This window comes from Aeromonas sp., assembly GCF_050633025.1.
Lineage (GTDB): Bacteria > Pseudomonadota > Gammaproteobacteria > Enterobacterales > Aeromonadaceae > Aeromonas.
In genome coordinates, this window is record NZ_JBODRQ010000035.1 from 1 (window position 1) to 12,263 (window position 12,263).

Consider the following 12,263-nt stretch of genomic DNA (forward strand, 5'->3'; position numbering starts at 1 on the left):
TTTACATGCTGTCTGGATAAAGCATGGTGCGAAGAGAGGGACTCGAACCCTCACATCCGTGGGACACTAACACCTGAAGCTAGCGCGTCTACCAATTCCGCCACCTTCGCATCACTGCGGAGGGGGATTCTATAGAGTTTTGGGGGAGCGTCAACAGCCAGAGGGGACTTTTTTCGCTGTTGACGCCCAAAGTGGCACCAAGGGGACAAAACTTCAGCAATGAGCTGATGTTTGGCGTTCAGTAACGGTCCAATGCGCTCTGATACATCAGTTCATACTGGGTGACCGAGTCAGGCCAGTTGAAGCGGGTGTTCATGGCATTGCGCTGTACCTTGTCAAAACGCTCTTTGTCCTGCAGGAAATAGAGCAGGCTGCGGCGCATGGTATCGAGCAGGATGGTGGCTGTCGGATCGTTGAAGCAGAAGCCGGTGGCATGTTCGGGATCCGCATCCCAATCCACCACGGTATCTTTCAGACCACCCACGGCTCGCACCAGTGGCAGGGTGCCATAGGCGAGGCTGTACATCTGGTTGAGACCACAGGGCTCGAACAGCGAGGGCATCAGGAAGAAGTCGGCACCGGCCTCGACCAGATGAGCCAGTCGATCATCATAGGCATTAATGAAGGCGAGCTTGCCCGGATAATCCCGGGCCATGGTTTGCAGTTGCGTGGCGAGCGCAGGATCGCCAGAGCCAACGATCACCACTTGTACCTGATGGTGGAGGAATTTCTCCAGCGTGGGGAGCAGTAGGGGAACACCTTTCTGCTCCGTCAGGCGGCATACCATGCCATAGATAGGCAGGTCAGCGACCGGCAGACCAACCTCTTGCTGCAGGCTCTGTTTGCAGATCTGTTTGCCAGCCATGTTGTTGATGCTGTAGGTCGCAGGCAGGAATTCATCGAACTCCGGATCCCAATCCTTATAGTCGCAGCCGTTGAGGATGCCGCAGAGATCGGCCGCCCGTTGCTGGAAGATATGCGCCATGCCGTGGGCGCCGAGGTGAGTCAGCAGCTCCTGGGCATAGTTGGGGCTGACCGCATTGATCTTGTCGGCGTAGAGCACCCCGCATTTGAGCAGATTGATGTGGCCATAGTCGTAGTTGATGCGGCGTTCATAGTCGGCGATCTCGGGCATGGCCCAGAACTGCTCGCGGCCAAACACCCCCTGAAACGCCGCGTTGTGAATGCTGATCACGCTGCGGGTTTGCTGGAAGAAGGGGTTGTGGGCGTGGCGGGTTTTCAGCAGCAGCGGCAGCAGGCCTGTGTGCCAGTCATTGCAGTGGGCGATATCCGGGGCAAAGCCGAGCTGCTCACAGGCATGAAGAGCGGCGGCCGAGAAGAAGGCAAAGCGCTCACCATTATCCGGATAGGCCTGATTGTTTTCGGCGTAGAGCTGGGGACGATCAAAATATTGCGGGCAATCGAGCAGATAGACGCAGACGCCGTCCAGCTCCATCTGGTAGATGCGATAACCGATATCCGGCAGCCCCGGATGGGTTGGCAACCAGCGTGACGCTACCAGTCTGGCCTCATCCCGTCGCTTTATCGTCTTGTAAAAGGGGATCATGATCCTGACATCATGTCCCTTCTGGGCCAGGTACATCGGCAGGGCTCTGGCGACATCAGCCAGGCCCCCGGTTTTGACCAGCCCCTCAACTTCCGAGGCAACAAACAGGATTTTCAGTGGGTTAATAGCCAACTCTTGCTCCCTTAGGTACCACCACGATACCGCCTTCGGACACGGTGAATCGCTCTTTATCGTGGTCCAGATTTTCACCGATAACGGTGCCGGGTGCAATTTCAACGTTTTTATCAATGATGGCGCGCCGGATGGAGCACCCTTCGCCAATCTTTACATCCCCCAGCAGGACGGACTCGCTGATGTGGCTGCAGGCGCCGATATTGCAGCGAAAACCGAGGATAGAGCGCTGGATCTGGCTGCCCTTAATGAAACAACCGGCAGAGATCAGGGAGTTGGCGATCTTCACCTTGCTCTCATCACTGTCGATGAAGGTGGCCGGTGGCAGCGCCGGATAGTGGGTGTGCAGTGGCCACTTGCGGTTATAGAGGGAGAAGGGGGGATTGTCGGCCACCAGGTCCATGTGCGCTTGCCAATAAGAGTCGAGGGTGCCCACATCCCGCCAGTAGACGTGTGGTTTCTCGCCGGGGATGACGTTGGTGCTGTAGTCGTAGACATAGACGGGGGCGCGCGGGTAGAGGCTCGGGATCACATCCTTGCCAAAGTCGTGGCTGGAGTTCTCCTCGGCGGCATCCCGCTTCAACTCGCGGCAGAGGGCATCGGTCTCGAAGATGTAGTTGCCCATGGAGACCAGCGCCTGGGTCGGATCGCCGGGGATATGCTTGGGCTGTTTCGGCTTTTCCTGAAAACCGATCATCCGTCCTTCGCTATCCACCTCGATCACCCCGAAAGCGCTCGCCTCTTCGATGGGCATGCGCAGGGCGGCGACCGTCATGACGGCACTCTTCTGCTTGTGGAAGGCCACCATCTGACTCACATCCATCTTGTAGATGTGGTCGGAGCCGAAGATGCAGACGTGATCCGGTTCGGCTCGCTCGATAAAGCCGAGATTCTGGTAGATGGCATCGGCGGTGCCGTCATACCAGCGTTTGCCCATCCGCATCTGGGCCGGGATGGGATCGATAAAGCGGTCGGTGATGCCGACGATATTCCAGCCCTTTTTCATGTGCAGATAGAGGGACTGGGATTTGAACTGGGTCAGGACGTAGATGCGCAGAAAATCTGCGTTAACGAAGTTGTTGAGGACAAAGTCAATCAGTCGATAGCTGCCACCGAAGGGGACGGCTGGCTTGCTGCGGGTGGTGGTTAGAGGCTGCAGACGAGTACCTTCGCCACCAGCCAGGATCATGGTCAGAATGCCAGCCATCGTATTTCTCTCCCTGAATGAACAATATGAAAAGGTTTTCAAGGCTCAGTATAAAAACACCCCTAAAGGGGTGGTTTGTATCGTGCTCTTAGTACCTTACCAGATCCCGTATGGGGCTCTCTAGCGATTTTCTTGTACTGCAAACACTTAATTACACTTTGCTCAGATAGACCTTGAACTTGACGTCACTGCTGATCACTTCAGTCCGTTTGAAGTGTGTCTCCAGTATAGGCTGGTAGCGCAAGAAGGCGTTGGCCACAATGGTCAGCGAACCATTTGGCAGTAAAAATTCCGGCGCTCTGGCCAGGAACTGCTCGGTCGCCGCATAAAAGGTTTTGAGACCCGCATGGAATGGCGGGTTGGAGACGATATGTTGGAAACGGGTGGCGACATCCGAATAGACATCGGAAGCGGTGACCTTGCCCTGCAGACCATTGATCGCCAGGGTGCGGCGGCTCGACTCCAGCGCCAGCGCATTGATATCCACCATGGTGACCTTGAGCTCGGGATTGCGCTTGGCCAGCACGGAGCCAATTACCCCGGCGCCACAGCCGAAATCGAGCAGCTCGCCCTTCATCGGCGGCACGGCGGCCAGCAGAATCTGGGTGCCGAGGTCCAGCTCGGCGGCGCTGAAGACGCCGGGCAGCGCCAGCACGGTCAGCTCGGTATCACCGGCCTTGCACTGATAGCGGCCAAACCAGCTATCCAGATTGAAAAGTTCAACCGGCTTGCTCAGCTCACCGTGATAGAGAGAGCAGCGGCGCGCCGAATCGCGCTTGATCGGCTTTTCGCCATAGGGGGCAAGCAGCTTGTCTGCGCCATTGATACCGCCACGGTTTTCACCTGCGAGGAACAGGTCGGCCCCCGTTTCCAGCAAGGGAGTCATCATGGCCAGCAGATATTGTGCCTCGGCCTTGGCCTTGGGCATCAGCAGCAGCAGGGCATCGAAGCGGGGGCCGCCACCGAGCTGATGGTCGAACAGGATGGCCTCGCCGAGGGCGGCCTGCTGGCTGCGGTAGTAGCAGTAATCGGTGGTAAAGACGGTCAGGGTCTGGGCCAGGGTCGCCAGCTGGCGGGGGTAGTCATCCTCCAGCGCGCCGCAGACAAGTAGCCGTTTGCCGACAAAGAGGGCTTGGTTTCGTTCCAGCATCTGGCTGACGGCAGTGATAGGGCAGCTCATCGGGTCTCTCCACGCAATTTGGGGCGGCCATTATACATAGCCCCTTTTGCCTTGACATTTATGCCGTGTTCCCGAAATATGCCCAGACACCATTTTTTGAGCAGAGATGAGTCAATGCGGTTCAACGGGTTGAAACGAAAGCATAAAAAAAGCCTGAAATTCGGGCCTGCTGACGTTTGCGCGTAACCTCTCATCCCTGAGAATCTTCAAACCCCGGTTGCGCACATCGTACCGGGGTTTTTTATTGCCATATGCGCGTCATTTAGGAGAAGGAGATCCCATGTTTCAAGGTTCAATCGTTGCGTTGATCACCCCGTTTCGACAGGGAAAGCTGGATGAAGAGGCGCTGTTGCGTCTGGTGGAGTGGCATATTGAACAGGGTACTCACGGCATTGTGCCGGTTGGTACCACGGGTGAGAGCCCGACCCTGACCCACGACGAGCACTGCCGGGTGGTGGAGCTGGTGGTCAATCAGGTCGCAGGCCGCATTCCGGTGATCGCCGGGGCGGGTTCCAACAATCCGGTCGAAGCCATCGAATACACCCTCCATGCAGAGCGGGTCGGTGCAGATGCCACCCTGCATGTAGCCGGTTACTACAACCGCCCCAATCAGGAGGGGCTCTACCACCACTTCAAGGCTGTCCACGACGCCACCGCCAAGCCGATCATCGTCTACAACATTCCGCCGCGCGCCATTGTTGACGTGCAACCGGCGACCCTGGCCCGTCTGGCCGAGCTGCCGCGCATTGCCGGGGTGAAAGACGCCACGGGCGATCTGGCCCGCCCCTGGACCGAGCGCCAGCTGATCAAAAAGCCCTTCGCCTGGCTCTCCGGTGAAGATGCTACTGCCGTGGCCTACAACATCGGTGGTGGTCAGGGCTGTATCTCGGTAACCGCCAACGTGGCGCCCAAGCTGGTGGCCGAGGTGCAGAACCTCACGCTGGCGGGCAAGTGGCAAGAAGCGCGTGAGCTGCAAGACAAGCTCATTCCGCTCCATCAGGCGATGTTTGCCGAGCCGAGCCCGGCCGGTGCCAAGTATGCTGTATCCCTGCTCGGTTTCTGTAGCGAAGAGTGTCGCCTGCCGGTGATGCCGCTGTCGGAAGCGACCCGAGAGCGCATTCGCAGCGCCATGCAGCAGCTCAACCTGCTGTAATGCAAAACGGGTGAGTCAAGGCTCACCCGTTTTGTTTCCGGTCTTTATTTCCGACCTTTGGTTCCGACATAGCCCCGCTCAGGCGGTGTGATGCAGCCAGGCGGCGATGGCCAGCTGCAACTCGACATACGCCGGATAGAGGAAGAGATCGGCCAGCTCGGCAGGCCACTCGTCATGCTCGTCCGACTGGGCTTGCAGATGGGCTTGCAGGTTGATCAGGGTGAGTAGCCAGAGCGCTGGTTGTGGCAGCGCGGCCGCACTGCGGGCGACCAGATCGACCCCTTGACACAAGGCATCGAACGCCTGCTGTTGAACGTCTTCATCCTGCAGATGTTCCAGCCAAAGCTGCTCGTGATGTTGCCAGTGACGCAGCCCTTCGCTTACCCCCGTTATACCATCCATACCTTCATGCTCGACCAGCGCCTGCAGGGCCAGCGGTTTGCCAAGACCAGCTAGTCGATAGCCGCGCTGGGCCTTGGATTGGGCGCCGAGACGCAGTCCACCAAGCTTGGCGAGGCGTTGGGCCATTGCAAACAGCGCCGCGGTATCGCCCGATTTGAGCTCCAGTTCCAGCTCATTGATCGCCGTGCGCCCCTGACTGCCGATGATCTCCCCCTGATCCCAGGCCAGCTCTATCTCGGCTCCCTCGAGGGCGATGAGCCAGTGACGGCGCTGGAAGTCGGTACTGAATTGCGCGACCAACTGCTGCTGAATGTGGTCACGCTCGAGCAGGGTCGGCCAGACCTCATCGGGAAACGACGAGAGTGTCGGCAGATCACCGCTGACGGGGGCGTTGTACTCAGGTCTGGCGTGCAGGCCGCCCACCACCTGGCCGCGGCATTTGATGGTCTGTTCGGCGTAGGCATCGCAGCGGCGAATGCGTAGTCCCATATCCAGACGACGCAGGGCAAGGGTCGGCGTATCGAAATAGACGTTGCCGAGCTGCTGTTGTGATGATTTTTTAATCTCAAAAGAATTCAACAGGTTGGATAAATCTGCCGCAATGTCGCGGGCGACAAAAAACTTTATCTCGATCTCAGTTTGCATAGTCATTCCGGGCTGGCAGGCAACTTTGGGGGGCAGGATTCGGGTCGCGGGGATATAATGCCCGCGAGACGACTAGATTAATTCGCGGTTTAATTAAGGGCGCAGTTCGGTTATTCTGCGCGCCTCATAAAATCGTATCGAGTGTTTTTTCACCGACACAGGTTTGACCATGCCAGTAAATACTATTTTGGGGCTTTTTGCCAAGTCCCCCATCAAGCCGCTGCAGAAGCATATCGTGAAGGTTCACCAGTGCTCCCAGCAGTTGGTTCCCTTCTTTGACGCCGTTGCCGAAGACCGTTGGGAAGATGCCGAGAAGATCCGGCAGCAGATCGCCCAGCTGGAAAAAGAAGCGGATATCCTCAAGCGTGAAATCCGGCTGAAGTTGCCTCGCGGCCTGTTTCTGCCGGTTGCACGCACCGACCTGCTGGAGCTGTTGACTCAGCAAGACAAGATTGCCAACCGTGCCAAGGATATCTCCGGCCGCATGCTTGGCCGTCGCATGGAGTTTCCCGCCGAAATGCGGGAGGGCTTCATGGCTTACCTCAAACGTTGTATTGATGCGACCGCTCAGGCCGAGAAAGCGATCGGGGAGCTCGACGAGCTGCTCGAGACCGGCTTCAAAGGACGGGAAGTGGAAATGGTTGCCGAGATGATCCACCAACTGGATCTGATCGAGGATGACACAGACACCATGCAGATCGGATTGCGCCAACAGCTGCAAGCGGTTGAGCAGAATTACAATCCGATCGATGTGATGTTCCTCTACAAGATCCTCGAATGGGTAGGTGACCTGGCAGATCAGGCTGAGCGTGTAGGCGCCCGTCTGGAACTGATGCTGGCTCGTTCGTAATCGACTGACTGGGTAAACACTATTAATGGACATTATCGCGAATTACGGCTCCACGCTGGTGCTCGTGGCGGCCTTGTTCGGCTTTTTGATGGCCTGGGGCATTGGCGCGAATGACGTGGCCAATGCCATGGGGACATCGGTTGGTACCAAATCCCTGACCATTCGTCAGGCGATCATCATTGCCATGATCTTCGAATTTGCCGGTGCCTATCTGGCCGGTGGCGAAGTGACGGCCACCATCCGTAACGGCATCATCGACAGCAATGCGTTTGTCGATAGCCCGGATCTGCTGGTACTCGGCATGATCGCCTCCCTGCTGGCGGCGGGCGCCTGGTTGATCTTGGCTTCCTACTTCGGTTGGCCGGTTTCGACCACTCACTCTATCATCGGCGCAATCGTCGGTTTTGCGGTGGTGAGCATTGGTCCGGAAGCGGTGCAGTGGAGCAAGTTCGGCGGTATCGTCGGCTCCTGGGTCATCACCCCGGCCATCTCAGGTGTCATCGCCTACTTCATGTTCATCAGTGTGCAGAAGCTTATCTTCAACACCGATGATCCGCTGAACAACGCCAAGCACTACGTCCCTTTCTACATGTTCCTGACCTCGCTGGTCATCTGTCTGGTGACCATCAAGAAGGGGCTGACCCACGTTGGTCTGCACCTGACCGATGGCGAGGGCGTTCTGCTCTCTGTCGCTATCTCCATCGCCGTAGCGTTTGCCGGCTGGATCTACATTCGTGGTCAGCAGTACAACCCGCAGGATGACAGCAAGATGCACTTCGCCAATGTGGAGAAGGTATTCGGTATCCTGATGGTGATCACCGCCTGTGCCATGGCCTTTGCCCACGGTTCCAACGATGTTGCCAACGCCATCGGTCCGCTCTCTGCGGTGGCCTCTATCGTGGCTGCCGGTGGCGAGATCGCCAGCCAGGCCGCTATCGCCTGGTGGATCCTGCCCCTCGGCGGTATCGGTATCGTGATCGGTCTGGCGACCATGGGCGAGAAGGTGATGGCAACGGTCGGTACCGGCATCACTCACCTGACCCCGAGCCGTGGCTTCGCCGCCCAGCTGGCGACTGCCGCCACAGTGGTGATTGCATCCGGTACCGGTTTGCCCATCTCCACCACCCAGACCCTGGTTGGTGCGGTCATGGGGGTGGGTCTGGCGCGCGGCATTGCGGCGCTTAACCTTGGTGTACTGCGCAACATCGTGGTCTCCTGGATCATCACCCTGCCGGCAGGTGCCATCCTGTCTATCGCCATCTTCTACGTGCTGCAGATCTGCTTCTCCTGATCGAAGCTTTACTCAGCAAAAAAGCCCGAGTCATTGACTCGGGCTTTTTTTATTGTGCGCGGGAGTGAGGTGCTGCTCTCTTTGCATTGTCTGCCTTAGAGGCTGGCGCAGATCTGCCACAGATCGTACTGGATGGCGGCGGCGGTCACTTCCCGACCCGCCCCCGGCCCCTGAATGACCAGCGGGTTGGTGCGGTAGCTGTCGCTCTCGATGGCGAAGATGTTGTCGCACGGCAAGAGGTTAGCAAACGGGTGATGGGGCTCCAGCGTCTCCAGTCCAACTCGTGCCTTGCCATCGTGCTCGAAGCGGGCCACGTAACGCAGCACCTTTCCGAGCCGTTTGGCGCCTTCGAAGGCGTTCTGGATAGGGTCATCCAGCTCTTTCAGCCTGTTCATGAACTGCTCCGGGGTTACCTTGCGCAGCGGGACGGGCACCAGGTTTTCCAGTTCGATGTCGGCGGAGTCGAGCTCGAAGCCCGCCTCCCGCGCCAGAATCAGCAGCTTGCGACGTACATCCTGACCGGATAGATCCTCGCGGGGATCCGGTTCGGTCAGGCCGTGCTGCCACGCCTCGTCCACCAGCTCGGAGAAGGGGCGGGTGCCGTCATACTGCTGGAACAGCCAGGAGAGGGTGCCGGAGAAGATGCCGGAGACCCCCTGAATGTGGTCGCCGCTCTGGCGCAGCATCTGGATGCTGGACTGGATCGGCAGCCCGGCGCCCACGGTGGCGTTGTAGCGCCACTGCACCTGATGGTCGCGGCAGGTCTGTTTGATGCGCTGGTAGAACTCGCTGTCGGCTGCGCCGGCAAATTTGTTGGCGGCGATGATGTGAATGCCTAGCTGGGCGAAGTCGGGGTAGTAGCGGCTCACCGTCTCGCTGGCGGTCAAATCGATGGCGATCAGGGTGTCGAAGCTGTGTTGCTCCAGTTGGGCCAGCAGTTCGGGCCAGATCAGCGGATTGGTGTTGAAGTTGTCCTGTACCTTGAGCGGATCCAGCCCCTCTTCATCGAGCGCTCCCCCTTCCGAGCTGAACACCCCGTAGAGGGTGAGCGCCAGATTGAGTTCATGTTCCAGCCGTGCCTTTTCGCGGGTATAGAGGCTCAACCAGTGGCCGCCGATATTGCCCTTGCCGAATACCACCAGACCAACCCGGGTCGGGCGGCTGAACAGGGCGCTGTGCATGGTGATGAGCAGGGGTTCCAGCACCACCTGACGCAGCACGGCCACCAGACTCAGGCCATCTTTGGCCACCTGGACGAACTCCAGCGGCTGATCCGCCAGCAGTTGGTAGAAGCGGTGGCACTGCTCGGCGTTGTCGGTGACACCGGCCCCCACCAGTGCCACCAGACTGTACCCCTCTTTCTGGATGAGGCCGGTGAAGCTGCCCTGCAGCTGGAAGTCGCGCAACAGCTCGAAAGCCCCTTGCGCTACTTCGAGGGTGTAGGCGAGACGCAGGATCCGGCGATCCGGCTGACGTTGCAGGGTGAGCGGATTGAGACGGTGACGGGCCAGATAGGCCTCGATGGTGGCGACAGTCTGCTCGTAGTTGGTCTGCGGCAGCACCTTCAGCTCGATGAGCGCGATCTGATCCACCGAGGAGACGATGCGGGCACCGCCGGAGCGGGGGGCGCGGCGCAGGATGTGGGTACAGCCCTCGTCCGGGTTGTAGCTGCAGCGCAAAGTGAGGCGCTGGCGGCTGTCAGCCACAGGTTGCAGAGTGCGCGAGTGCAATACCGAGGAGCCAAGACGGGCCAGCTCGTTGGCTTCCGCGAGGCTCAGGCGCTCCAGCAGACGCGCTTCTTTCACCCGACGCGGGTCGGCGCTGTAGACCCCGGCCACGTCGCTCCAGATGGTGGTGGATTCGCCGTCAGCCAGCAGCGCCAACAGGCTGGCGCTGTAGTCGGAGCCGTTGCGACCGAGCAGCAGGGATCGCCCCTCCATGTCGGCAGCGATAAAGCCGGTCACCACGATGCGCCCTGCATGCTCCGCCAGTCGCGCCTTGAGCAGCTCGCTGGAGAGCGCAGTATCTACTTTGACCAGAGCGCCATCCTCGGCGCGCAGGAAACTGCGGGCATCGAGCCAGATGGCCTTGTCGCCGCGGCTGGTGAGCAGGGCAGCCAGCAGGCGCGCCGACCACACCTCGCCAAAGGCGAGCAGGCCGTTGCGGGCGAAGCGGTCAAACTGCCCTTCAAGCGTTTTGGCGATCAGTTGCATGTCGTCGGCCAGCTGCTTGCTCAGGTCGAGCTGCAGTTCACCCTCCAGCAGGCCGTCGATCAGGCTCTGCTGATAGGCCTGCAGGGCCGAGATGGCTTCACCGGCGGCTTCGTCCCCCGCTTCGGCCAGCTCCACCAGCTGGATCAGCCGGTTGGTGGTCTTGCCGGCGGCGGAGACCACGATCAGTTCATCCCCGCCCACCTGTTGTTCAACGATACTGGCGACCCGGCGATAACAGACCGGGTCCGCCAGACTGCTGCCACCGAATTTGTGGACGTGACGTCGCTTCAATCCTGCTTCTGCTGCCACCGCGATCTCTCCTTGTTGCTGCTGTTCCATTACTTCGCTACCTGTTCTGCCTGATGCGCCTGTTCAAAAGCCTGAGCCAGATCGGCCACCAGGTCTTCACCATGTTCAATACCGACCGACAACCGCAGCAGCTGGCTGCTGATGCCTGCTGCCTGCTGCGCCGCCGAGGTCATGGCCCTGTGGGTCATGCTGGCCGGATGGGCCACCAGACTCTCCACCCCGCCGAGGGACTCGGCCACCGAGAAGAGGGTGAGGGCCGCGAGGAAGGCGCGAATGCCTGTCTCGCTGCAATCGAGTTCAAAACTTAGCATGGCGCCGAAGCCGGACTGTTGACGGCGCGCAATATCATGGCCCGGATGGCTCGGCAGGCTGGGGTGATAGATGCGTTTCACCAGTGGCTGCTGTTGCAGGAAGGCTAGGATGAGGTCGGTATTCTCCTGATGGGTGCGTAATCTGGGGGCCAGAGTGCGCAGACCGCGCAGGGTGAGGTAGGAGTCGAACGCCCCGGAGGTGAGCCCCAGACAGTTGGCCCACCACACCAGCGACTCGGCCAGCGCTGCCTCCTTGGCAATCGCCACTCCGCCCACCACGTCGGAGTGACCGTTGATGTACTTGGTGGTGGAGTGCACCACCAGATCGGCACCGAGGGCCAGGGGTTGTTGCAGCAGGGGGGAGAGGAAAGTATTGTCCACCACCACCTTAGCACCCACCTCATGAGCGGCGCTGGCGATGGCGCTGATATCCACCACCCGCAGCAGCGGGTTGGAGGGGGTCTCGACCCATACCAGCGCAGGCTTCTGGGCCAGCGTGGCGGCCAGTGCGGCCTCGTCCCCCTGGTCGACAAATTGCACCCGGTAGTGGCCCTTGGCCGCCAGATACTCGAACAGGCGCCAGGTGCCACCGTAGCAGTCGTGGGGGGCGATCAGCAGATCTCCCGCCTTGAGCAGGGCGGTGGTGACCAGATGGACTGCCCCCATGCCGGTGCCGGTGACCACGGCGCCTGCGCCTCCTTCTAGCGCCGCCAGCGCGTCCGCCAGATTGGTACGGGTCGGATTGCCGGAGCGGGCATAATCGTATTGACGGGGCTCGCCAAAGTCGGCAAAGGTGTAGTTGCTGGAGAGGTAGATGGGAGGCACCACGGCGCCGTGTTGCTGGTCTGTCTCAATCCCGGTGCGAACCGCCAGGGTGGCCTTGTGGGTCATATCACTCTCCTTGATCTCTCTGGACGGTGGCCGCTCTTCCTGCCACGCTGCTTTTGCCACACGCAATCGTGCCAATGCTGGCATCATGATGAACCACACTACGCCAGCTTAA

9 protein-coding genes and 1 tRNA gene are annotated in these 12,263 nt (G+C 59.6%); 3 read left to right on the plus strand and 7 right to left on the minus strand.

From position 1 onward, the window contains the following. Nucleotides 1-24: 24 nt before the first annotated feature. The 4 genes from ACRAUW_RS07035 to rsmC all read right to left on the minus strand — a co-directional run bounded on the left by ACRAUW_RS07035 (nt 25) and on the right by rsmC (nt 4,086). Nucleotides 25-110 (minus strand) — tRNA-Leu (locus tag ACRAUW_RS07035). A gap of 128 nt (nt 111-238) precedes the next feature. After that, nucleotides 239-1,699, minus strand: coding sequence for a glycogen synthase GlgA (glgA, locus tag ACRAUW_RS07040; protein ID WP_431361707.1), 1,461 nt, complete (start codon nt 1,697-1,699; stop codon nt 239-241). Further along, on the minus strand, nt 1,689-2,906 hold the full coding sequence (gene glgC / locus ACRAUW_RS07045) for a glucose-1-phosphate adenylyltransferase (RefSeq protein ID WP_431361708.1): 1,218 nt from the start codon (nt 2,904-2,906) through the stop codon (nt 1,689-1,691). The genes glgA and glgC overlap by 11 nt, the downstream gene beginning before the upstream one ends. Nucleotides 2,907-3,057: 151 nt before the next feature. Next, a complete protein-coding gene (gene rsmC / locus ACRAUW_RS07050) occupies nt 3,058-4,086 on the minus strand; it encodes a 16S rRNA (guanine(1207)-N(2))-methyltransferase RsmC (protein WP_431361709.1) in 1,029 nt (342 codons plus the stop codon). Nucleotides 4,087-4,366: 280 nt separating this feature from the next. On the opposite strand from rsmC, the gene dapA reads away from it, so the two are divergent. Continuing rightward, a complete protein-coding gene (gene dapA / locus ACRAUW_RS07055) occupies nt 4,367-5,239 on the plus strand; it encodes a 4-hydroxy-tetrahydrodipicolinate synthase (RefSeq protein WP_431361710.1) in 873 nt (290 codons plus the stop codon). 78 nt (nt 5,240-5,317) lie between these two features. Here dapA and ACRAUW_RS07060 read toward each other — a convergent pair whose 3' ends face one another. Then, entirely contained in the window at nt 5,318-6,286 is a 969-nt protein-coding gene (locus ACRAUW_RS07060; protein ID WP_431361711.1) for an inorganic triphosphatase, read from the minus strand. A gap of 169 nt (nt 6,287-6,455) precedes the next feature. Between ACRAUW_RS07060 and ACRAUW_RS07065 the strand changes: the two genes are divergently transcribed. Both ACRAUW_RS07065 and ACRAUW_RS07070 read left to right on the plus strand, forming a co-directional pair. Continuing rightward, complete coding sequence (locus ACRAUW_RS07065) at nt 6,456-7,136, plus strand: TIGR00153 family protein (RefSeq protein ID WP_431361712.1); 681 nt, start codon at nt 6,456-6,458, stop codon at nt 7,134-7,136. A 25-nt stretch (nt 7,137-7,161) separates the two neighbouring features. After that, the gene (locus ACRAUW_RS07070) at nt 7,162-8,427 is read left to right on the plus strand and encodes an inorganic phosphate transporter (RefSeq protein ID WP_431361713.1); all 1,266 of its coding nucleotides are present in this window, start codon (nt 7,162-7,164) and stop codon (nt 8,425-8,427) included. A 95-nt stretch (nt 8,428-8,522) separates the two neighbouring features. Here the strand turns inward: ACRAUW_RS07070 and ACRAUW_RS07075 are convergent, their stop codons facing one another. Continuing rightward, the gene (locus ACRAUW_RS07075; protein ID WP_431361714.1) at nt 8,523-10,979 is read right to left on the minus strand and encodes a bifunctional aspartate kinase/homoserine dehydrogenase II; all 2,457 of its coding nucleotides are present in this window, start codon (nt 10,977-10,979) and stop codon (nt 8,523-8,525) included. Next, nucleotides 10,979-12,151 (minus strand): cystathionine gamma-synthase, encoded by a 1,173-nt coding sequence (gene metB, locus ACRAUW_RS07080; protein ID WP_431361715.1) that lies wholly within the window; start codon nt 12,149-12,151, stop codon nt 10,979-10,981. The genes ACRAUW_RS07075 and metB overlap by 1 nt, the downstream gene beginning before the upstream one ends. Between the last annotated feature and the right edge of the window lie 112 nt (nt 12,152-12,263).